At 60.3% G+C, this 22,115-nt stretch carries 16 protein-coding genes and 3 pseudogenes; 2 read left to right on the top strand and 17 right to left on the bottom strand.

Annotated elements, in window-relative coordinates; genetic code table 11:
* Positions 1–316 precede the first annotated feature (316 nt).
* Together AC0V7N_RS38455 and AC0V7N_RS38450 are read right to left on the bottom strand one after the other, a co-directional pair.
* A pseudogene (locus AC0V7N_RS38455) lies at positions 317–1,206 on the bottom strand (SctD/MshK family protein).
* 404 nt (positions 1,207–1,610) lie between these two features.
* Positions 1,611–1,892, bottom strand: coding sequence for a nodulation protein NopC (locus tag AC0V7N_RS38450; protein WP_258581033.1), 282 nt, complete (start codon positions 1,890–1,892; stop codon positions 1,611–1,613).
* A 2,455-nt stretch (positions 1,893–4,347) separates the two neighbouring features.
* Between AC0V7N_RS38450 and AC0V7N_RS38445 the strand changes: the two genes are divergently transcribed.
* Together AC0V7N_RS38445 and AC0V7N_RS38440 are read left to right on the top strand one after the other, a co-directional pair.
* Entirely contained in the window at positions 4,348–6,330 is a 1,983-nt protein-coding gene (locus tag AC0V7N_RS38445) for a T3SS effector XopP-like protein (RefSeq protein WP_496628154.1), read from the top strand.
* Positions 6,331–6,598: 268 nt separating this feature from the next.
* Positions 6,599–10,123 (top strand): annotated as a pseudogene (locus AC0V7N_RS38440) (indolepyruvate ferredoxin oxidoreductase family protein).
* Between the two features lie 14 nt (positions 10,124–10,137).
* Here the strand turns inward: AC0V7N_RS38440 and AC0V7N_RS38435 are convergent.
* The 15 genes and pseudogenes from AC0V7N_RS38435 to sctJ form a co-directional block, all read right to left on the bottom strand.
* Positions 10,138–10,572 (bottom strand): annotated as a pseudogene (locus AC0V7N_RS38435) (IS66 family transposase); the annotation flags it as partial.
* 89 nt (positions 10,573–10,661) lie between these two features.
* Positions 10,662–11,282, bottom strand: coding sequence for a UPF0149 family protein (locus tag AC0V7N_RS38430; RefSeq protein WP_496628105.1), 621 nt, complete (start codon positions 11,280–11,282; stop codon positions 10,662–10,664).
* The gene (gene tnpC / locus AC0V7N_RS38425; protein ID WP_496628153.1) at positions 11,279–12,862 is read right to left on the bottom strand and encodes an IS66 family transposase; all 1,584 of its coding nucleotides are present in this window, start codon (positions 12,860–12,862) and stop codon (positions 11,279–11,281) included. Before tnpC ends, AC0V7N_RS38430 begins: the two co-directional genes overlap by 4 nt.
* Positions 12,863–12,933: 71 nt before the next feature.
* Positions 12,934–13,284, bottom strand: a complete 351-nt coding sequence (gene tnpB, locus AC0V7N_RS38420) for an IS66 family insertion sequence element accessory protein TnpB (protein WP_352608055.1) — start codon at positions 13,282–13,284, stop codon at positions 12,934–12,936.
* Entirely contained in the window at positions 13,281–13,718 is a 438-nt protein-coding gene (gene tnpA, locus AC0V7N_RS38415; protein WP_496628075.1) for an IS66-like element accessory protein TnpA, read from the bottom strand. Before tnpA ends, tnpB begins: the two co-directional genes overlap by 4 nt.
* Before the next feature lie 496 nt (positions 13,719–14,214).
* The gene (locus tag AC0V7N_RS38410; RefSeq protein ID WP_496628152.1) at positions 14,215–15,252 is read right to left on the bottom strand and encodes an EscU/YscU/HrcU family type III secretion system export apparatus switch protein; all 1,038 of its coding nucleotides are present in this window, start codon (positions 15,250–15,252) and stop codon (positions 14,215–14,217) included.
* A complete protein-coding gene (gene sctT / locus AC0V7N_RS38405; protein WP_496628151.1) occupies positions 15,249–16,067 on the bottom strand; it encodes a type III secretion system export apparatus subunit SctT in 819 nt (272 codons plus the stop codon). The genes AC0V7N_RS38410 and sctT overlap by 4 nt, the downstream gene beginning before the upstream one ends.
* 8 nt (positions 16,068–16,075) lie before the next feature.
* On the bottom strand, positions 16,076–16,324 hold the full coding sequence (locus AC0V7N_RS38400; RefSeq protein WP_183465589.1) for an EscS/YscS/HrcS family type III secretion system export apparatus protein: 249 nt from the start codon (positions 16,322–16,324) through the stop codon (positions 16,076–16,078).
* Positions 16,325–16,353: 29 nt separating this feature from the next.
* Positions 16,354–17,019 (bottom strand): type III secretion system export apparatus subunit SctR, encoded by a 666-nt coding sequence (gene sctR, locus AC0V7N_RS38395; protein WP_496628150.1) that lies wholly within the window; start codon positions 17,017–17,019, stop codon positions 16,354–16,356.
* Positions 17,012–18,088, bottom strand: coding sequence for a type III secretion system cytoplasmic ring protein SctQ (gene sctQ / locus AC0V7N_RS38390; protein WP_496628447.1), 1,077 nt, complete (start codon positions 18,086–18,088; stop codon positions 17,012–17,014). Before sctQ ends, sctR begins: the two co-directional genes overlap by 8 nt.
* 26 nt (positions 18,089–18,114) lie before the next feature.
* Positions 18,115–18,651: a hypothetical protein gene (locus AC0V7N_RS38385; RefSeq protein ID WP_496628149.1), complete on the bottom strand. Its 537-nt coding sequence runs from the start codon at positions 18,649–18,651 to the stop codon at positions 18,115–18,117.
* On the bottom strand, positions 18,627–19,985 hold the full coding sequence (gene sctN, locus AC0V7N_RS38380) for a type III secretion system ATPase SctN (RefSeq protein ID WP_318036880.1): 1,359 nt from the start codon (positions 19,983–19,985) through the stop codon (positions 18,627–18,629). The genes AC0V7N_RS38385 and sctN overlap by 25 nt, the downstream gene beginning before the upstream one ends.
* A complete protein-coding gene (gene sctL, locus AC0V7N_RS38375; protein ID WP_183455251.1) occupies positions 19,982–20,605 on the bottom strand; it encodes a type III secretion system stator protein SctL in 624 nt (207 codons plus the stop codon). Before sctL ends, sctN begins: the two co-directional genes overlap by 4 nt.
* A complete protein-coding gene (locus AC0V7N_RS38370; protein WP_496628148.1) occupies positions 20,602–21,234 on the bottom strand; it encodes a nodulation protein NolU in 633 nt (210 codons plus the stop codon). Before AC0V7N_RS38370 ends, sctL begins: the two co-directional genes overlap by 4 nt.
* Before the next feature lie 12 nt (positions 21,235–21,246).
* Positions 21,247–22,113, bottom strand: coding sequence for a type III secretion system inner membrane ring lipoprotein SctJ (gene sctJ / locus AC0V7N_RS38365; protein ID WP_496628147.1), 867 nt, complete (start codon positions 22,111–22,113; stop codon positions 21,247–21,249).
* Between the last annotated feature and the right edge of the window lie 2 nt (positions 22,114–22,115).

Genomic DNA, 22,115 nt, shown 5'->3' with positions numbered 1-22,115 from the left:
GGACGGCTTGCCAGGAGGTGTACCCAGTCTGTCCAGAACCGTAAGGGCCTCACCGCCGATGACCTTCGAGATGAACGCATACGCGAAAAGCCGCAGCAGCTGAATATCCCGAGAACTACCGTGGGCAGCGAGCCACAACCGGAGCAGATAGCCTTTGATCAAGCTGCTCCGGTTCTGCCGGAGCAGCACAATTCGCCGTAACTCGTCCCTCGGGACGACGATGCCTCCAGGCAGCGCACGATAGCGAGGCGACAGGATAGGTGGGGCAGCTTGACCATGGCGTTCTCCTTGATATGGCCTGCGAACTTGGAAATCATTAATACGGGAGAGCAGCAAGGCGGCCATTTCGGCTCAGCAGCACACGACGGTCCTCGATCCGATCGACCATCCACCCATCATCCAAAATGGCGCCGACAAAATACTTCTCACCAGCGATTACAACATACGGCAGGGGCCCACGCCAAACAGCTTCAACGGCGATTGCGGATGGCGCCTTCTCCTCTTTGATGACCACTCCATTGACCAGTGTTAGAGCGCCCTTCGTGCGATGATCGAACCACTGCTGAACCCTCTGCCAACGGATGACCGATGCAGACGTGACGGTCCCTTCAGCGGTCACAACACCCTTGGCGGAGCCGATCTTAATATTGAGCAGGCCCGCTTTGTCGACTTCCTGTTGGAGGTCTTTGGCCGCTGCCACGTTAGTCTGATCGTCAGCGCGGTTATTGCTAAGCTTGAACTCAAGGTCGGCACCAGGTGAATTGGCGCTCAATGCCCAGCGTTGCCGTAGTAGGAGAAAATGGCCGAGAGCGCGCCGATCCCGAGAGAGCCGAGTAACACCAAGGCAAGCACGGAGATGGAAAGACGTGGTATGCCGATCCCACTGGCTGGCGCAGCATCCTGCACTGACCAGAGAATGGACATCGCGCCTGCATGAATGACGACCGGAAGGGGCACCACAACGCACTCCCCTGCCGCAATATTCCTGTTGTTTTCCATCCTGAGGCCGGCTGCAAGCGCCTCGACCTCGATCGAATTGCCAAGAAGAGTCATACGAAAATGATGCGGCGCGAGTCCTTGCTCGACGAAGATTATATCCGCATCGAGGCCACTGCCGATCAAGCCCGTTTCTAGAGCCGCCTTACCGGTCAGTCCGCAATAGAGCCCCGACAGAACTTCGAAATGAAGGGAAACGGCGTCATTCAAGGATGATCTCCCGAACAAGAAGATAAGCCGCACGGCAATTGCCATGCGGCTTATCTTGGTTCCACATCGCGCCACTTGGGGACACGTTCGGGGCTACTCTAGAGCCCCGCTTCCGACACTACTGAACGCGCTCGTCGGCCGCCTTCTTGATTGTGTTGAGGTTGGTCGTAAGAGTGCGCAGCTGTATACTCCTAGCCGTAGCCTCCAAGCTAACCGCCGTTAGCTCCGCGAGTTGCGCCTGGAACGCGGCAGCCCCAGCAGCTTTGGTAGCTACGTCTACAGCACCTGAGGCGGCAGTACCAGCCGCACTAGTAGCAGTACCTACTTTACTCATGTTGTTTTCCTTTCTGTTCAAACTGTGCCGTCAGCAACAGCACGCACGTCCTGACGCGGACCATCCAACGTCAGGCATCCTCTTCAGTTTCTGCCATAGCATCCTCCGCTTCATCCATGGCATCGCTCGCAATTTGCAGCGCAACCGCACGAAGAGTGCTTTCGAACTCGCTTTGAACTGCAGCTTGGTCAGAAATGGTTGGACGATCCGCCGGTTCGCTCCCGCCAACCGGCCTGCTCTGACCAGAAGACCCGGAGGATCCTTGATGCGGCTGTCCATTCGAATGTCCATGGCCCTTTTGGGCCAAGGAAACACCGATGTTGCCACCTCCACTACCAATTGCTGCGACCATCAGTTACTCCGGCATCTGTTTCCATTGGCGGCGACGCGTAACAAGCTCAATCTCCTCAAGCTATGAGCGTGAGCTTTCGAGAAGCTGACGAGTCTCAACAAAATGCGGCGCTACCTCAAAATAGATGGTCGTGCACGATCTGGCCTTCGTGCGCGGCAAGGTCATGATGTGGACATTCGGTTCTAGCGCGGCAGTTGTAGTGACGCGAATGATGTTGTCGCCTTAAGAACGCGCAAAGAAAGCCAGGACATGTCATGCCGTGACTGAGCGCCCACCGTCGGTGCGGTCCTCTTCACAGGTGACGCGGTTGCCGCCTGCCATCAGCTGTGCTGTGGCCGTACTCCTGCTCTCCGCTCCCTCTTAGTCACCGATCGCACGCACGCGACGCCTGTTTGTGCCAATATTAAACGTCTTCGATCCGTGCGTCGGCCGCCCAACCTACGGTGCTACTGCGTGCGCATCACCTGGATATCCATTCGGTCGTCCTACGCTTCCGGCGCGTCCAGGCTGCGCCACTGCGCTATCAATAGCCGCTGCCGGTCAGTGACCCGCCGGCCTGAGCGCGTTTGTGCTCCCCGCCTTCGATGCGAAGTTTTTTCAGCGGGCCACCAACGTAGCTTCGGGGAACTAAACGCGGTGTCCACTGGATCATTGCCATCCTTTTTGCGCGAGAGCGTTGACATCAAGCAGGGCGCCACGCCGGAATCGACGTGGCACGAAGAGAAGCGGCGGTTGCGTTTTTTGGGCCAGGCAGCGCTCGACGACCAAGCGTCTGAGGATCACCGACAACGCTGAACGTATCTCCCCTGCATCGGAGCTAGACCATGACCGGTATTGGCCGAACCGGGAACTCGGCCATTTGGGAACCTGCAGTCGACCGCATCAGGGGAGGGCACGGCTCTCGCGCTGATCTTGTGAGGAGGCGCTGGGGTAGACGCACGTTCATGGGTTGTGGCGGGCTGTCGAGCAGGACTGATATGTTCTCGACGGGAACGTCCAGGATCGCCACAGTACCAAGGGCGCTAGGCGCCTGCTCATCGTCTGCTGAAGAACAGGCCTGGCACCAACGCGCATCATTACCGACAACTGCGTTCCTACAGAGCGACGAAAACGGCAGGTCATCCCGGATGTCGAGCACCGCGCGCACAGGGGCCCTAACATTGGACCAAGAATTCCCACGAGCCGCTGCGAAAGCGCACGAGCAAGGCTTCCGTTCGCTGGAAAACCTGCAGCACTTCTTCGATCTTCTCGACCTTCCGTAATTTGTTCGCGCAGCCGGCTCAAAGCGCTCCATCGCGTCAACGCTATCGCGGAATGGAAGTTATGGCCCGAGCCCTCGCCTGACATTTCCGTCGCGCTCCCTTCACGTCCAACTAAGATACCCCAATCGCTAACGCATGAGCCAGGTCGGTTTTTGCGTCCCGAGGAGCCCTTCGTCAGCTAATCGTCAGCTAGGCGGTCTAGACCTGCCACGCCAAGCCAGCCTGAACTCAATGCGAAACATAGGAGTGCGAATCGTCATGTATGGTCAATTGGTGGCTCGTCCGATGTGCACTACCCCCACTTTGGCTAAGCTGACCTTGGTAACCGCCCGGCGATCGGACGCAGAAGCCAAAGGTTTGCAGACATGGCTGCCCGGATGCGCTTAGCCGGAGCAGGTTCCAGCGGCAGCTCATTTTTCGGCGTAAGTGGGCGAACAACCGTGCCGGTGAAGGCAGCAAGCAAGCCCACACTAGTCTCTGCTGAGGGCAAAGAGCAGTGGTACAGGGCGCACCAAGCTCCCGCAGGTCAGGGGCCAGATCCACTACGGCTGAGCGACATCAGACCCAACACAATGGGCGCATTCTTGCCAATATCGGAGACATAATATGACGGGCATTGGTCGATCTGGCAGATCGCGCATAGGGAATGCTGGAGCCGACAGCACGTTGGGGGCGAGCAGTTCGCGCTCGCAATCCAGTGTTGCTCCTGGGGAAGGCAGTCAATTGTTCGGATCCGTTGTCGAGCGGATCCGCTCTGGGGCTCAAGATAGAGGGACATCCTCCGCGCGCGGTGCCGATGATGCCCTGGGCGACGGGTCTTCCGGCCACTCCGTTGGCGAACATCGAACCCTGACTGCTGCGCCACGTGAAGCCGCTGCGCCACCTGCAGCGATTGCGCGGCAACGCGATTTTCCCTCAGTCTCGGAGGGTGGAGCCACGGCGTCCGAGGGCGGAGCTACGGCGCCGGTCGCCAGCCAGCCTGCAAGTTCGAGTGTGGCAGTTCCCATTTCTTTGACAGGCGAAGAAATCAACGCGGCAAAGCTACGAATGCTCGGCCTGCTTAACGAGCTTGACGGTTGCCGTGATGCGGCCCTGCGCGGACACAACTCGTGGGAGGAGGCGCAAGATCAGATGGATCGGCTCATCAATGCAGGCTCGACAGTTCTGAACTACTACGCAAGCCTGCCCCGGCAGTGGCGCGTAGCATTCTGTCCGACGATCGGGCGCGTGAATTCCGCGACGAAACGCTCAATCGGGCGAAGCAATGCAACACGTTGGCCACCAATATACTCCACGACTTGCGCGAAAAAAGGGAGGCTGCGGACGCGGTACTCCACAAGTTGCGCGCATCCAACACTCCCCGCGACCAGCTGAGCCGAGCAGTTTCCAGTGTGGCGAAGCACTATGTGGCCCTCATGGAGTGGTGGGAAAAGAAGCTGCGGCGCTGCGAACGGATGCGGTCCGTCTGCGCCGCCACTGCCAACTTACCGAGCGCAACGGCCGAGATGCGAGAGGGCGAACAGGCCGCACTGCGCCTGCACACCGGCTGGGCAGCGAATTTGAAGGTCATGGTGCTGCAATCGCGGGTCGCTCTCGCGCAGCTCAAGATTGAGCCGCTGGCGAGCACATTCGAAGCAGCCGTGAGGGAAATCCTCATAGGTGAGGACCGGAAGGTGCGTCTGCTGGGGACCTTCATCAGCGACGTTTTTCCGGCATTCCACTCGACCCGCGACGCTGTGATGTCCAGCGAAGGGCGCCCACTCGACGCAGAGCACCGCGCCGTGCTGGAAGGAGTCATGGAACGGCTTTCGGAATTTGGATTGGCGTTGCACGACATGCTTGCCAAGTTAGGCGATGACCGAACAGGTGCCGGCCTCCCATTGGAACTGTTGGGCCAGATCGTGGACGACGCATGGATCACTGCGCACGAGGTCATGCACTTCCTGGAACTGCAGCCGAAGTCGCCAGCCATCATTGCATCGCCGGCAGCCGCTGGTGCTGCAAAACCGGCCGGCACTGCCGGCACGGCTCCAATCGCCGAAACCTTGGCACAACAACTGCAGACCAAAGCCATCATTGCACCGCCGGCCGACGCTCGCGCTGCGATACCGGCCGACACTGCCAGCGAGGCTGCAGGGGCCCAAGGCACTGCAGTGGGCAAGAAACGGAAAGCGAAAGGGAAAGGGAAAGGGAAAGACAGGCAGGCCGCCGGTGCTAGCTCTTCAGCCGCCGGCCAGCCGGAGCCGCAAGTCGCTGCAAACGACGGCGACCCGGCGCCAGCAGCCAAGGTTGTCGTGCTTTCCGATCTAGGTACGAAAAAGCTCGTGAGTGCGGAGGAGGCGCCGGATGCGAGTGCGTCGGCGGCGGCACGCTTGGCGATCTGGCAGGCCCCGGCTTCGGAGCAGATGCTGGCACGGTTGGCCGAACTCCTGAAGTTCGATCTGGCTGGTCAGCAAAAGGCCGTCTCGCAAGCGCGCAAGATGAAACCCGAGAACGCCGAACACGTCGTGGACACCGTGGTCGAGAGTCTGCAGACCCAGGCCGCCGAGATGCAGGCCTGTCTGGCCGCGTTTAAGCAGCATGCTAGTCTCCTCCGACTCTCGCCTTCGCAAGTACCCAAAGTGCACGAAGACACAGAACAGCTCAAGAAAATGTTGGGCCAGGCGCAGGGACTGGCAAAGGCTTTGAAAGAGCAAAAGGCCACGATTACGATCGAATGCATGAAGACCTACGCATTTCCGTCGCAGAAGTACCTTGAACACTTGCGGCAGGCCAAGGAGTTGACGCCTGCGGATCCACCGCAGCCGTTGAGGGGGGAGCCAGGGACGCTGTTCGAAATCCGGCTGCAGCCCAAGGCGCTGCGCAATGGTGCAATGCCGAAACCGATGTGGGTGCACATCCATACGAAGGAGTCGGTAGATGCGGGGCAGTTGGCGACGCTGAATGACGCCGACTTCGTCGCTTGCCACGTCAAATCCAATGAACAGCGCGGCCACAATCGCCAGTGGCAGGACGCCCGGGCTGCGATCGGTCACGAGAACGTCGTAATCCACCGCGGCAAGCTCACCCCTGCGTTCTGCAAGTCCCTGTTTACCGGAGGGCTCAGCGGCCACCCACGCCATCCGCTTGCCGCGGTGGAGCACCGGTCGACACCGGCCGCTCGACACGCGATATAGTCGGGGGCTCGCAGTAAAGTGCCGCTTGTGGTGACACCATGAGTCATACCTCCGAAATCTGGAGGCCAGAGGGTTGTTGGTCCAGATGCTGGCAGTTGAGCCTCTCTGGTCTTGAGCCAAACAGCGTATGCCGCGAACTGCACGGGTTGCCGGCCCCGGACCTCAACTATCGCAAAAAGGGCGAGCGGCGCTGGTGTGCGGAACACTCCGGCCAAAACTTGTCTGAAGCGGACGCCCGATTTGAGCTGTCGCGTCGAAGGAATTGCAGATGACGCTTCATGACGTTGCGCTCGACGACAAATTCGACCTTTCCAAGGAGCGCATCTTCCTGTCGGGCGCGCAGGCGGTCGTGCGTATGCTCCTCATGCAGCGCGAGCGCGATCGCCGCGCGGGGCTTAACACCGCCGGCTTCGTTTCGGGCTATCGCGGCTCGCCGCTCGGCGGTCTCGACCTCCAGCTCTGGAAAGCCAAACGGCAGCTTGCCGACGCCAGCATCGTTTTCCAGCCCGGGCTGAACGAGGAACTGGCCGCTACGGCCTGCTGGGGTACGCAGCAGACGGAACTGCTCGGCGAAGGCAAATATGACGGCGTTTTTTCGATCTGGTACGGCAAGGGTCCGGGCGTCGACCGCTCCGGCGACGTTTTTCGCCACGCCAATCTCGCCGGATCGTCCAGGTATGGCGGTGTGCTCGCCCTGATGGGCGACGACCACATGGCGGAATCATCCAGCAACGCGCACGCCACCGAGTTCGTGTTCGTCGATACCATGATCCCAATCCTCAATCCGGCGGGCGTGCAGGAACTGATCGAATACGGCCTTTACGGCTACGCCATGTCGCGCTTCGCCGGTACCTGGGCGGCGATCAAATGCGTCAAGGACAATATCGAATCGACGGCTTCGGTGGATGCGTCGCTTGACCGGCTGAACATCATCATCCCCGAGTTCGACATGCCGCCCAGCGGTTTGAATATCCGCCACGAGCTAGACCAGCTCGGCCAGGAAGCGCGTCTGCACGAACACAAGCGTGCCGCAGCGGCGGCCTTCATCAAGGCCAATGATCTCAATCGAATCGTCTATTCGGGCGGCCGAAATCCGAAGATCGGCATCATCACCATCGGCAAGAGCTATCTTGACGTACGCCAGGCGCTGGAGGATATCGGCGTCGACGAAGCCCGCGCCAACCAGCTCGGCGTGCGGCTGTTCAAGATAGGCTGCCCGTGGCCGCTCGACTTCGAGCACATTGCGGATTTCGTGCGTGGCCTGGAGAAGGTGATCGTCGTCGAGGAGAAGCGCTCGCTGATCGAAGTCCAGCTGCGCGAGAGCCTCTACAACACGGCCATGCAGCCCATGGTGATTGGCAAGAAGGACGAGCGCGGCGGCTGGCTTTTCCCGGCCAAGGGTTCCCTCGACCCTAATGATATCGCGATCGCGCTCGGCGAGCGCATCGTCGAGACGATCGGACCGTCGGAGGAGATTTCTGCACGGGTCGCTCGGCTAAAGCAGTTCCAGGCGATGCTTGCCGACAAGAAGGACATTGGCGCGCGCACGCCATTCTTCTGCTCCGGCTGCCCGCACAATTCCTCGACCAAGGTGCCGGACGGCTCGATCGCCGCAGCCGGCATCGGTTGCCACTTCATGGCGCTGTGGATGGACCGCAACACCCTTGGCTTCACTGCCATGGGCGGCGAAGGCGCGCAATGGGTCGGCCAGGCGCCGTTCTCGAAGCGCGACCACATCTTCCAGAACCTCGGCGACGGCACCTACAACCATTCCGGCACGCTGGCGATCCGCTTCGCGCTGTCGACCGAGGCCAACATCACCTACAAGATTTCTACAACGACGCCGTCGCTATGACTGGTGGCCAGCCGCTCGAAGGCAATCTGACCGTCGACATGATCGCGAGCCAGGTGCACGCCGAGGGCGTCGAGCGCATCGCCATCGTCACCGACGAACCCCGCAAGTATGCCGCCGCCGGGATAGGGTTTCCCGCCGGTTCCACCATCCACCATCGCGATGATCTCGACCTGGTGCAGCGGCAGTTGCGCGAGGTGAAGGGCGTGTCCGTGCTGCTTTATGACCAGACCTGCGCGGCCGAAAAGCGCCGCCGCCGCAAGCGCGGAACCTTTCCGGACCCGACAAGCGCGTCATCATCAATGAGCTCGTCTGCGAAGGCTGCGGCGATTGCGGCGTCCAATCCAACTGCGCCTCGATCCAACCCGTCGAAACTGAGTTCGGCCGCAAGCGCCGCATTGACCAGTCGAGCTGCAATAAGGATTTCTCCTGCGTCAACGGCTTTTGCCCATCCTTCGTCACCGTGCATGGCGCGAGATTCGCAAGGCCGAAGGCATGGCAGGAAAATCCGATCCGCTCGAAGGCGTGCTGGAGCCACAGCTTTTTGCGCTCAATGGCGACGGCTGGTCGTCGATCATCGACGGCGTCGGCGGCACCGGCGTCGTCACAGTCGGCGCCATCCTCGGCATGGCGGCGCATCTGGAGGGCAAGGGCTGCGGCATGATCGACATGGCGGGCCTGGCGCAGAAGGGCGGGGCGGTCTTTTCACATGTCCGCATCGCAAAAACCCCTGAGGATATCCACGCCATCCGCGTCTCGGCGGGCAAGGCCGACCTCGTTCTCGGCTGCGACCTGGTCGTGTCGGGCAACAAGAAGGTGCTGGCGGCGGTGCGCGAGGGCCATACGATTTTCGTCGCCAACACCGCCGAGATCATGCCGGGCGACTTCGCGCGCTCGGCCGATTTTTCGCTGCCCGTGGAGCGGCTGAAGGAGGCCATTCGCGAGGCTGCCGGCGAAAACAAGGCGCATTTCTTCGACGCCACGCGCACTGCGTCGGAGCTGTTCGGCAATTCGCTCGGGGCCAACATGTTCATGCTGGGCTTCGCCTACCAGCATGGCGGGCTGCCGCTGCCGGCGGACGCGATCGAACGCGCCATCGAACTCAATGGCGAGTCGGTCGCCATGAATATCGCAGCTTTCCGCTGGGGACGGCGCGCGGCGCATCAGCCGGATTTCGTCAAAGGAATGCTCGGCCGGCCTGGCCAGGCGGCGGAGCCCGGTATCACACAGACGCTTGACGAGATCGTCGCGCGTCGAGTGGAGTTCCTGACCGCCTATCAGAACGCCGCCTATGCGAAGCGTTACGCCGATCGTGTCGCGGCCGTCCGCAAGGCCGAGCAGGCAGTCTTGCCGGGCTCCGCCCCGGTCGCTGAGGCCGTGGCGAAAAACCTCTTCAAACTGATGGCTATCAAGGACGAGTATGAAGTCGCCCGCCTCTACACGGACGGATCGTTCCAGCGCCAACTGGCGGCGCAATTCCAGGAATACGACCGGCTGGAATTCCACCTCGCGCCCCCGATCATGGGCCGGCGCGGCGCGGACGGAAAGCCAAAGAAATCAAGTTTCGGGCCGGGGATGATGAAGGCATTCAGCCTGCTTGCGTCGCTGAAGGGCCTGCGCGGATCAGCGCTCGATCTGTTCGGCTATTCCGCCGAGCGGCGGACGGAGCGCGGCCTGCTCGCAAGCTACGAGGCCGATGTCGACCGCATCGCCCGCATCCTGACGCCAGCGAAGTTAGAGGCGGCTGCTGCCTTGGCGTCAGTCCCGGCTCTCATTCGCGGCTACGGCCACGTCAAGCAGGCCAGCGTGGAAAAGGCTGCGGGAGAGCGGGCCCGGCTTCTGGCGCGCCTTGAAAGCGCAGAGGCGAAACCGGAGCCGGAACGGCGGAACAAGCCGCTTTCTGTGGCAAGTATAGCCCTGTACAATCCGACCTTAACGTAAAGATTGCCCTGGTACGCGCATGATCCTCTTTTAGGCGATTGTGGCAAAGCTTGGCTCCCGACGAGCTCGAACAAGTTTGCGGCGCGCATTCGCCCTGCTTCGAGTACCGGCGGCGCGTAGCGTTCGCCATAGCCGCCATAGGCGTCGGCCTGCAGGATCGCGGACCAGGTGCCAAGATAGGCCCGTGGATGTTCGGCACGCCGGTAGCGCGAATAATGAAACAGCCCGGCGGGCGGATCGACACCGCCGAACGCTGACATAGACCCGCAGCCTGCCATTATCGGCCTTGCCCTTGGCGAGGACCGGCACGTTTGTATCGCCGCCGTGCCAGCGGTCGGCGAGGAGGACATGAGGCTCGATCGACGATGGATGGGCACGAGCGCGAATGTGGCCGCGCCAACCTGGTCGGCGAACGTCGGCAGGCTCAGCGGCACTCCTTCACGCGCAAAACACCCGGTCCTGGCGGTCTAGTGGCGTAAGCGGTGCGCCAAGGCACCTCCCAATATCGTCTTGTGATGCGTCTATGGTAGGTCAGCCGTTAGTCGGCGCGTCGCCGCCGATCACTGCGGGTCGTCATAACGGGTGACGTAGTGGAGTTCGCGTAGGGCGGGGATGACGAGGGCGATGTCTTTGTAGGCCTCGTGTTCGATGAAATGCGCGGTCTCGGGCCCCGGCCTGGGCTTGCCGAGGACGGGCCTCCCCTTTTGTCGACGCAGTAGATCAGGATCGGCAGCAGCAGGCCGTGGTTGGGGTTGTCGAGGTCGAGTAGCCGTCTCCAGCTTTTGATGTTGAGATTCATGGCCGCGTAGAACCCCTGGCACCACGGCCGGGGGTCGATGCCGCCGCTGGGCTTGGTTGCGAATCGGGGCGCATAATCCTGCGGTCTGTCGAAGAGCGTCTCGTTGATCCGGTTGTGGATCCTGGCGACGCTGGCAAACACGGCGTGATCGGTTGCAGACCCTTTGGCCAGGACGTCGCGCCGCAACCCCATGAGCGGGCACATCCAGTCTTGCGGGTCCGGGTAGCGCGGCCCGGTGACCGCCGCCGTTACGAAGCCATCCAGCGCCGACATGGTCCGCACCAGCGGGCGGTTGGTCTTGGCAGCCATCCAGGCCTCGAGCGCCTCGTCCGACAGCGCCATGTCATCGAGCGCGCTCATGCCGCCAAGGAGAGCTGCATCTCTTCGCGGCGCACCCAATTCCACGGCATCAGTTCGTCCCAGCGCGAGGCTGGCCAATCATTCTGGATGCGCTCGGTGACGTCGGCCATGTAGGCTTCGGCATCGACGCCGCAGAGCTTGCAGGTCTCAATGATGCTGAGCACGACCGCTGACCGCTCTGCCGCGGCGAAGCTGCCCGAGAAGAGCCAATTGCGCCTGCCGACCGTAAATCCACGAATCGCCCGCTCCGCGATCAGGTTGTCGGGCTCGAGCTGGCCATCGTAGAGGAAGCGATTGAACGCGCGCCATCGTCTGGTGCCATAGGCGAAGGCCTTCGCGATATCGGCATGGCGCGACAAACCGTTGCCCTGGCGCATGAGCTGTCGTCGCAGCGCGCGGACCAGTGGTCGGGTCCGCATTCGTCGTGCGGCCAATCGCTCGGCGGGCGGGAGCCCCCGTATCTCTTCCTCGATCCGGTAGATCGCCTGGATACCGGCCATCGCCGTCGTGCTGAGCTCGGTCGGCTGGCTGTCGTGAACGTCGAATATCTTGCGACGCAGATGGGCCAGGCACGCAGCTTCTCGAATGGCGCCGCCCTTGTAGAGCTGGTTATAGCCGCTGAAACCGTCGGCCTGGAGCGTGCCGGCAAATCCGGCGAGCTCGGTCATCACGCTCTCGCCGGCGCGGCCCATGGTGGCGCGATACCAGGCGATCGGCGGCTCCTGCGAACCCGAATTGCGGTCGTCGGCGACGTAAACCCAGAGCGCGCCCTTGTGGGTCTTGCCGTTGCCGGGCGCCAGGATCGGAAGCCGCGTGTCGTCGGTATGAATCTTGGTGCGGGTACGGCCGATCTCGCGGATGCGGTTGTAGATCGGATCGAGCAAGGCGGCGGCGTAGCCGGCGCTGCGCGCAAGCGTGGAACGCTCGATATCGACGCCCTTGGCGGCCATCATCTGGGCCAGACGGTAGAAGGGCAGATGATAACCCCACTTCGCCATCATGATATGGGCGAGCGCGGCATAGCTGAGCTTACCGCGTGCAATGGCCTTGGCTGGCGCCGGCGCCTGGATGATTTTATCGCAGGTCCGGCAGCTGTACTTGGGTCGAATGGTCTCCATCACCTGCCAGGCCTGGGCAACCAGATCGAGCATCTCGTCGCTATCTTCGCCCATGGCGCGCAGATCGCCGCCGCAGCCCGGGCAACATGCGCAAGACGGCTCGCGAACGGCCCGCTTGCGCGGCAGGTTGGGATTGAGCTTACGCACCGGCAACACCCGGACCTTGTCGGTGTCAGCAACGATGGGCAGCTCGAGATCGGGCACGCTGGCGGCGAAATCGGTCTCGAGATCTTCGAGTTCGAGCCGCATCTGGCCCAGCTTCTCGGAGGAGCGGCCGAAGGCCTTGCGGTTGAAGCGATCGATCCGCAGCTGCAGGCGCTGGATGCGAAGTGCGGCCTCGGCGCGCTCTCTTCGAAGCTGCTCATCGCGTTCGGCGATGGTGATGTCACGGGCAGAAACGGCCGCCTCCAGAAGGGCGATCCGAGCGAAGAAATCAGCGGTTGAGGGAGCTTGTTCCGACACCCAAAACCTATACCCGAAAGACCCTCGTCACGGAAGAAGAATCAACACAAAATCAATAAGAAACATCAAAATCAGCCAGCCAAACGCGGTCGATAAATCTTGCTCGGCCGGCGCCAATCGATCCCGTCCAAAAGCAGCGAAAGCTGCGCCTTGGTGAGCGACACGGCGACCTGATCCTTGGTGGTTGGCCAGGCAAAACAACCATCGGTCAGCCGCTTTGTAAACAGACAGAACCCCTGGTCGTCATGCGACAGAATCTTGATGATATGACCCTTGTGTCCACGGAAGCAGAAGATCGCGCCGGTGTGCGGGTCGAGCGCGAGCACCTGCTGCACCATCCGCGCCAGGCTGTTGATCCCGCGACGCATGTCGGTCGCGCCGCAGCACAGGTAAATCCGGTCGGTCGGCACCACCGTGATCACCTGGTCAACTCCGCCAGGACGATGCGCAGTGCTGTCGGATCGACGATCCCGTCGATCCGCAATCGCGTGCCGCTCGCAAAGGCCACGACGATCCTGCCGGCCGGGTCCGGGCAATCGGCGACGGGGCGTTCGACATCCGGCAGATCGCTCACGTCGATGCGCGCGAAGGTCGCCATCGCCTGATCGGCATCGAGTTCCCCGCCGGCCATCTGCTTGCGCCACGCATAGAGCTGTGACGGAGCTACGCCGAACGCTTCCGCGACCTCGGTCACCGACGACCCCGCCGCGCTCGCCAGGTCGACCAACGCGCGCTTCTCAGTGCAACTCCACAGCCTTCGTTGCCGCACGCGCCCGGGCACCGTTTTAAGACCTTCGGCCGCCGCGGCGCCGCTTAACTCGGCGACCTTATCGCCCGTTGCATGTTCCAATGTCATGGCCCGAAACCTCCATGTTCATCGGCATCTTGCAAGGTGCCTTGGCGCACCGCTTACCTAGTGGCCAAGGTCTCTCAAGTCGCCGCGATCGAGGTCGATCCGGTGATTGCCCTTCCTGCAGCCGTCTGCCCGGTGGCACTACGCGTGCAGGGATATCGGACGAGCCACCAATTCGACCATACGAGGCGGTCGCCTACTAGGCCGGCTTCGGCTACAAGGCGAAAGCCTTCGCGAGGATTGCCGCATCCTTGGGCTCAAGCCCATCCGCATCAAACCTACACGCCAAGACCAACGCAAGGCCGGGCGCTTCATCAAGCGTGGTCTTGGGGAATAGGCCTATGCCGGGAATAGGCCTATGCCGTCCCATGCCCGACTTCCCAGCGCCGTCGAGCCGCCTGCCTGGCTTAATGGCTAGTGGAACAGACCCGCAGCCTAAACCCACAACGCCAATCAGCAGACTCGGCCTCACCGAGGACAGCCTGTTGAGGCGCCACATCTAGGCTAAGCCTGCGGCGAAGAGTGCTCTCGCGACGGGCTCGAAATGTTGCCTGGGAACGGCGTTGCCCAGTTTCGTCGCGCTGATGAGCTGATGCGCTAGGACATGATCATCGACAATAGTGAGATGTAGCGCCTGCGCCTCACAGAACATGTGCGAAGCGGCCTCGCCCTCGGCGCGGCAAACTAGGACCGGCACCCCGGTCTCACCACGAATGTAGCGAAGACCGACCAGTACCGCCTTTCCTCTGAAGATCAACGTGGCGCGATTCAACCCAAGCGGAGGCTCGCCAGCCGTCTCGTCGCGGATGCGACGCCGTTCACTCTTCAACTCTGGCGTCCCCTGCTGTTCCTTCAACTCGCGCGTCACTTCGGTCTTGGTCATGCGCATTTCGCGCAGAAACAACGAACGCTGCAACAGGAGATCGATCAGCCCGCCCACCAGAAGTGCACCGGCGCCAATCCCCATCAGCAGTCTCGCCTCCGTAAAGACCAAGCCGAGACAGCCCATGCCGCAGACTGGCAGATAGATCACCGTCTTCCACATGCCGAAAAGCAAGATAAGAAAGGTGGTGCTGAGGACCACTACCTTAAACAGTGTCTTCCCAAGCTCGACTGCTGAACGCGCAGACACCATGCGTTTCAGCCCTTGAAAAGGGTCAATCTTCTCAAACTTGGGCTTCATCGGCTCGAGAGAGAAGACAAATCCGCCATTGGCTATCAATCCCGCCAAAATTACCGCGGCGACGAGAGCTCCAAGCAGCGGGCCAACGGCCCCCAGGGTGAGTTCGATCAGCAGGACCAATGCCTGCCGGACCGCGATATCGAAAGGAAGGTTCTGCAGCTTGTCGACCAGCAATAGCGCTTCCTGGCACTTGTCTTCGATTACGCTCCCTCTCAGCCAAAGGTAGCCGAACCCAGCGCAAGTGCCGGCCGCGCGGACGAAATCGGCGCTGCGCGGTATCTGCCCGTTTTTGCGCGCTTCCCTCAGCTTCGTCGGGGTGGCGGCGTGATTCTTTTCTTCACTCGTGTCGCTCATTTCAGCAACTTGCCGAACCACTCAAGCGCGCCATTCGCTTGTGCAATCTCCAGTTTCATGCCCTCGACCAGATAGGCGGTGTAGGTGACCATGATAATCGGAAAGCCGATATTCTTGAGCGTCGGGGACAGTTGGCTCGACTTGAATTGCGGCGCAAAGCGACGGAGTATCATCATTGATACATCCACCAGCAGCAGGAAGATCACTACAGGGCCGGAGACCAATAATGTCGTGCGCATAATGTGGTCGAGGAGCCCTAATAGCTCCATTGCTCCTTGCGGGCTCAATGTGGGGTGAAACCGAAAAACGGGCCAGATCAGGTAGCTGCCATAAAGAGCACTGATGACAGCCTCCATACCTCCTGATGCGACGAAGATCGTAATTGCAGTGATCCCGAGAAAAACGCCCATAGCGGAAGCCTGGCTGTTCGTCGCGGGGTCGGTCGGAGCGGACGGGCTGGTGATGCCACGTTGGTTATCGATAAACTCACCAGCCGCCTGAAGGCCCCATAGGGGGATGCCGAGCAAAGTGCCAAGTAGCACGCCGACAAAAACCTCCTTCAAACCGAGCAGAGTTACATGGATTGGAACCGTTTCAGGATCCAGCGCGTGCAGCCCGTCGCTCACCTGTGCCAAGCACGGCAGTCCGAAGGCAACAGCCAGGCAGCTGCGGATCAGCCCACCGACCTGAGATCGTGTAAATACAGGAAGTACCAGCATAATGCCTATCGCGCGGGCTGCGCCAAGACTGGCCGCAACGACGAGCTCGAGAGCCGCATGGATCAGGATTTGAATCTCGCCCGATGACGCATACATGGCTGAGGCTAGTAGCTTGGTGTCATTGCGGGAAACTCAGTAAAGATCTGGTCGGCAAGCTCTATGAGCGGGGCGCTCAGCACAGGGGCAAACAGGCCAATTACCGCGACAACGACCAGAAGCTTCACCGTCAGCGGCAAGCTTTCATCCTGAATCTGCGTTGCCGCCTGGATGATGCCAATGCCCAGGCCAACAACCACCGATGCAATGAGCGGCGGCAGAATCCAGATCATGAAAACCATCAAAGATTGGCTCATAAGTGTGACAATAGTCGATTCAGTAATAGTTAACCTCCCGGTATCGTGTAACTCAACACAAGTCCGTGCATCAATCTCGACCAGCCATCAATAGCGACAAACAAAAATAGTTTGAAAGGTACAGATATAACCGTCGGGGATACCATTGACATGCCCATCGCCATCAAGATTGTCGTTACGATAAGATCGATGACGATAAAGGGCAGATAAAGGAGAAAGCCGATTTCGAATGCACGCTTGAGTTCTGAAATTAGAAAAGATGGTACGAGAATGGAAAAATCATCAGGTGTGGCTTTGGCGCGCATTTCCTCTGGCCAGACTTTTTCAGTCGAGGAAAGGAAAAATCGCCGCTGTTCTTCGTTCGTGAACTTCTTGAGATGATCGCGCAAGGGCTCACTTCCTTCTTGAGCGGCGCTTATCCAGTCATCGATCGTCTGATAATGCAGTTTCGGATCTGTGAGGCGATCATAGGTCTGTTCAATAACAGGCGCGCTAACGAACATGGTGAGGATCAATGCCGCAGCGTATAGTACCACGTTCGGTGGTATCGTCTGGGTCCCGAGCGCATTGCGGACGAGGAATAGGACAACCGATACCTTTACGAACGCCGTGGTCGTGGCGACTGCTAAAACCAGCAGCCCGAGTCCGGCGGTAACCGCAAGAAGCGTCAGGACGGCCGGCTGAATCTCAGTCATTGCATGCCAATCTGCCGCAGAGTCTGATGCCCAGCTCATCTCCGATGCGCACAATGTCGCCACGCCCGATACGCCGACCATTAGCAACTATGTCGACTGGACCATCGATCGGCCGACCAAGTTCGAAAACATGCCCTTCGCCGGCACTCCTCAATTCTCCTAGAGGGATAGGCCAGCGGCCGCATTCAAAGACAAGCATGATCTCGATTTCGTCGAGATCGGCTTCCGACGGCCCTAGTTGAGATTCGGGTTGTTTCATATGCGCATTCTCCAACGGGCACGATCGCGGGCGGAAAGGCGCCCGCAGGATTAGGTGGTCGCCCTCATGATCTGCCTCGGTCCATAACTGACCCACTGATAGGGTGATCTGGCCACGGCCGAACGGCGCTATGTCTGGTATCAGAGCATCACCGGCACATGCTCTTCGAAGAAGCGCCGCCGGAACGCGAAGCGTGCCGATCTCTCCTGCAACTATGACCGAAAGCTCTGTGGAAAGCCCGCGCGGCTGTCGCGGCAACTGCCCAATCAGTACGCCCAAAGCGCGGAACGCAGACGGCACCAAGCCATCAAGAGGCGAGAACAGGGACAGACGACCCTTGCCACTGACGGGACCGAAGACGATATCCAGCTCGAGATAAGGTGCCGGTGTCATGGCTTCACGCACGCAAAGGAGGTGCACGCTCCGCTGCGTCCTGTGCTCCAGGCGAGCTATCAGCGGCTCGAGTGCAAGTTCGAGAATGAGCGAAGCAGTTGGCTCGGAAGGGAAAGCAAGGCCACTCTGCACTGTCGAGACGAGCGCCTCTATAAGCGGTCGGGACAGCGACAAGACGACCGTTTCACCTCCCACCCGCCAAATGCAGTCAAGCATCGGAATGGCAGTAGGTTCCTGCTGCCACACAACTCCGCCCATCCGCAGCGATAGCGACTTGTCGCCCATACGGCTCTGAAACGGCGTGCGGGAAGTCGCTATATCATTGAGCCACGAGGCGACCTCGTGGGACAGTGTTAGCGCTGGTTCGAGTATAGCGGGTCTGACCACAGTGGTTACCAAAGCGGCTCTAAACTGCACGAGCGCGTCATTCACAGAACCTGCGGTTATCGGATCTGGCTGCGCGACATCTGGGCGAGAGAAACCCTCCCATACCGAAGCAACATTTCATCGTCGGCCTCTATCTCGCCTGCGGCATCCGACTGAATATCGACGGCGCGCCTGACGTCATCGTCGATTTGTTGCCATTTGTGCGTTGCCGCCGAACATCTGACCCATAGCTCCCTCTTCTCAGATGCCGCTATCTCGGCCTTTTCTTGAGCAAGGCGTGCATCATCAAGCATCTGGCGTTTGAAAGCGATCTCAGCCGCAAGCCGGTCAATACAACGGTCGTGACGGTCGAGTGCTGCGCTGGACAAGCTGTCGAGCGTCATCAGCTCTTGGTAGAGCGCTGCTTCGGCCGAAGCGCAATGTTGCTGTGCGATTGCAAGCCCCTGCGAGGCATTGTGTACGGCTAAGGTGGCCATATGGCGCTCGGTTTCCTTCCTGGACAGCTCCCTACGGGCACCACGCTCTTGCATTTCCTTCAGGAGCCGTAACCTTGAGGCCTGAACACGATTCACGCGGTCAGACGCGACATCCATGCGACCGTCTCCTCGAAATGCGACGCCTCGCCTTCGGTCTGGCACAAAAATTCCCTCAGCTCGCCAATCGACGCGACAGCCCGGTCAGTTAGGGGGTCGCCGCCTTGCTTGTATTCGCCGACATTGATCAAAAACTCGTTCTCGGCATAGCGCGACAGGAGATCGCGGAAGAAGGATGCTGCCTTGCGATGTGTCCCAGAAACGACCGCATCCATCACGCGGCTGCGACTCTGCAGCACATCGATAGCGGGGAAATGCGATCGCGCCGCGATAGCGCGTGAGAGGACGACATGGCCATCGAGAATGCCGCGCGATTCCTCGGCGATTGGATCACCTGTGCCATCACCTTCGACAAGCACAGTGTAGAAGGCCGTGATCGAGCCGCGCTCACCCATGCCGGCCCGCTCCAGCAGGCCTGGCAGCATGCCAAACACGGATGGAGGAAAGCCCCGTCGGGTCGGCGGCTCACCAGCAGCGAGGCCTATTTCTCGCATGGCGCGGCAGAAGCGCGTCAGCGAGTCCATCATGAGAGCGACGCGTAGTCCCTGTTCGCGAAAATATTCGGCGAGCGCAGTCGCCATAGGAGCACATTGCGCCCGCTCCACTGCTGAGCGGTCGGACGTTTCAACGACAACGACCGTACGGCGCAGGCCGGCCTCCCCAAGATGCCGCTCGATGAATTCACGAACTTCACGTCCGCGTTCGCCTATGAGGGCGACTATGACTACGTCAGCGGCGGCACCTTTTACGATCTGCGACAATAACGTCGACTTGCCACAACCAGGCTCGCCATAGATCCCGATTCGCTGGCCCTCGCCGCATGTCAGGAGACCATCCAGGGCACGGACTCCGAGCGGGAATGGCCGCTCAACAATGCGCCTTGTCATCGGATTGGGTGCCCTGCCGCGCAGCGGACGAGTTTCGGCCGTTTTAACTTCGCCTTTGCCGTCAAGTGGACGGCAACGGCTGTCAATCACGCGGCCGAGCAAATCGGGGCCGACTGGCACTTCACGCATTCGTCCGGTGGCCACGACTTCTGTGCGGCTGGACAGGCCGACCAAGTCGCCAATCGGCGTAAGCAACACCCCATCATCCAACAGGCCGATCACCTCGGCTTCCAGCGACAGTCCGGTTCGCGGATCCTGTAGGAGACAAAGTTCCCCGATACGAGTGTCCGGCAAGACAGCATGGACCAGTGTACCGATAGCCCGCGTGATCCGTCCGCGCACCACACGCGTGTCGATTTGCTTTGCTGCAGACCTCAAAGACGAGATCGCCGGATCGGGAGCCCGGATGCCAGCGAAATTACTATGCTCTGGTACCGGTGTGGTCACGGTTCGCCTTCCTCAGACAGCAACCCGAAGCCGAGACGCAGCGCGCGCATCTGTGCGTCAAGTCCCAGATCGACATTGCCATACTCGCTCCACAGCACGCACTGTTGAAGCGACAACGTCGGATCCGGATCGATCCGAACCCTCGGCCGACCCTCCCTTCCGTCGCATCCAGCAAACTCGCGCGCGAGCATATCGACTTGCATGGGGCATACATGAAGGCAAACTTCCGCGCCGCTGTATTTGCGCTCAATGGCGTGACGAACAGCCCTCACCAACAGCTCACCCGGGTCGAAAGCGCCCAGAATATCGCTTAGGACCTCCATCACGAGCTGTGGCAGTTCCTGCTCCAGAACCGCCTTTCGTTGCGCCACTTCGGAGACTGTCCCCGCAATCAGCCGTGCCAATTCCTCCGCGCCTGCATTCAAACCCTCGATTTGGCCGCGCGCCCGCTCACGCTGATAAGCGGCGCGTGCCCAACTGCGAACCCGCTGCTGATGCCGTTCTGCCGCAGCACGCGCCTCTGCGGCGCACTGCCAGATTTCGAGCTCACTTGCCGGTATCAGTGGCCCAACTGGGCGCATTTGCGGTGCGACGGGCGCCGCGGAAACATCGGCTGTCATAGCGCCGGGATCTCCGTCTCAAAATGGGCTAGCACGAGCGAAAACAACTGGCCTGAGGCATTGCCGTGCTCGGGCGCTGGATTCTCGGCGGCTGTCCCGAGGGGCAACCGTAGAAGCACGCGGTTACGCTCAAGCACTGGACTCTGATCGAGCCAAGCACCAAGGCAGGCATGTCCATCGTGTTCAATTTGGAGCGCGAGTTTTTTCGGATCAGCGATCAAACTGCCTGTGATCGCATACGCCAGATGTCGGATGCCAAAAGCGTGCGCATCAGCGCCGATATGTTCAACTAGCACCGTGAGGTGACGTTGTGAAACAAGCTTCAGCAGCGAACGAGCATGCCAAACACTGCCCGCAAAGAGGGCAGCCCGACGCGGGTCATGCCCCTGCAGAAGATCCTGCCCCCAGCCGCATCCGTTCGAATCCGTGTCATTGTCAAGCAGCAATTCTGCCAATTTTGGCTGCAGCCTGGCACAGGTCTGCAACTGCACCACTGTCGCAGCCGATAACGTCGGATCCAGACAGGCGGCGATACGAGTCGGATGGGCCGAAGCAGCAAGCTTGCTCCAGTACACGGAACGTAATTGCGACGAATGATCGCGATCGCTAGTCTGCATCGAAATGGGCATTGAGAATATCCCCTATGCCGCACGGCCAATGATTTTTTTTCGAATGGCCTCGACAGCGGAAACACCCGAGCGGCCCCCGATCTTGGATAATTCGCCCGATGATTGTCTGCGCCGATGCCGAAGAACACTTGCTAAGAGATAGCACGCCACAGCGAATACAGCTGCGGCAACACCCATCACGATCGCCAGAAGTGGCGCGGGAAAGGATTTAGACGCTTGGGCCAACGCAGTCGCCGGTACGGAGGGTTGCTCATGTACGGACCGTTCCACTGGCACCAAAACCACTTCGACCTTTTCGTAGGACAAGCCTTCGATGCTGTCGGCGACGAGCATCTTTATTTTCGGCAGCAGAACGGAAAGATTTGCTTTGGCGTCGTGCCGGATAAAGACCGAGGCTGAGGATGGCGTGCCGCCCGCTCGTAACAGGTCGTTATTCGGCAGAACGACATGAACACGTACTGAGAAGACGCCATCAATATCGCTGATCGTGCGCGACAACTCTTCGCTCAGAGCATAAACGTAACGGGCGCGCTCCTCGGTCGGCGAGGCAATCAGTCCTGATCCTTCGAATATCTCGCCGATGTTCTTGAAAGACTGGCGCGGCAGCCCCTTCGCATTCAAGAGGTTGATTGAGAAGGCAAGCCGCTTTTCGTCAACCTGGATCGTGCTGGTCCCGTCCTTAGCGGCAACCCGGACCGCGTCAACTCCGTTGTCTATCAGAAGCGCCAGCATCTCATTCGCCTCGCGCTCCTGCAATTGCGTGTAGAGATCGACCTTGCAACCACTCAAGGCGAAGAGAAGTGGCAGCACGACAAAATGAAGCGATCGCCGACCAGACGGGCGACTACGCATGATTTCGCCATGGGCTAAGCCAATCATTC

The organism is Mesorhizobium kamtschaticum (assembly GCF_056174585.1).
The sequence above is the reverse complement of the archived record's forward strand: the minus strand, read 5'-3'. Positions and strand labels throughout refer to the sequence as shown.

Bases quoted from the DNA above. Each gene is read 5' to 3' on its own strand.
- AC0V7N_RS38450 (WP_258581033.1), bottom strand. From the start codon at position 1,892: ATGGTCGCAGCAATTGGTAGTGGAGGTGGCAACATCGGTGTTTCCTTG.
- AC0V7N_RS38430 (WP_496628105.1), bottom strand. From the start codon at position 11,282: ATGAGCGCGCTCGATGACATGGCGCTGTCGGACGAGGCGCTCGAGGCC.
- tnpA (WP_496628075.1), bottom strand. From the start codon at position 13,718: ATGACATTGGAACATGCAACGGGCGATAAGGTCGCCGAGTTAAGCGGC.
- AC0V7N_RS38410 (WP_496628152.1), bottom strand. From the start codon at position 15,252: ATGAGCGACACGAGTGAAGAAAAGAATCACGCCGCCACCCCGACGAAG.
- sctT (WP_496628151.1), bottom strand. From the start codon at position 16,067: ATGTATGCGTCATCGGGCGAGATTCAAATCCTGATCCATGCGGCTCTC.
- AC0V7N_RS38400 (WP_183465589.1), bottom strand. From the start codon at position 16,324: ATGAGCCAATCTTTGATGGTTTTCATGATCTGGATTCTGCCGCCGCTC.
- sctR (WP_496628150.1), bottom strand. From the start codon at position 17,019: ATGACTGAGATTCAGCCGGCCGTCCTGACGCTTCTTGCGGTTACCGCC.
- AC0V7N_RS38385 (WP_496628149.1), bottom strand. From the start codon at position 18,651: ATGGATGTCGCGTCTGACCGCGTGAATCGTGTTCAGGCCTCAAGGTTA.
- sctL (WP_183455251.1), bottom strand. From the start codon at position 20,605: ATGACAGCCGATGTTTCCGCGGCGCCCGTCGCACCGCAAATGCGCCCA.
- AC0V7N_RS38370 (WP_496628148.1), bottom strand. From the start codon at position 21,234: ATGCCCATTTCGATGCAGACTAGCGATCGCGATCATTCGTCGCAATTA.
- sctJ (WP_496628147.1), bottom strand. From the start codon at position 22,113: ATGATTGGCTTAGCCCATGGCGAAATCATGCGTAGTCGCCCGTCTGGT.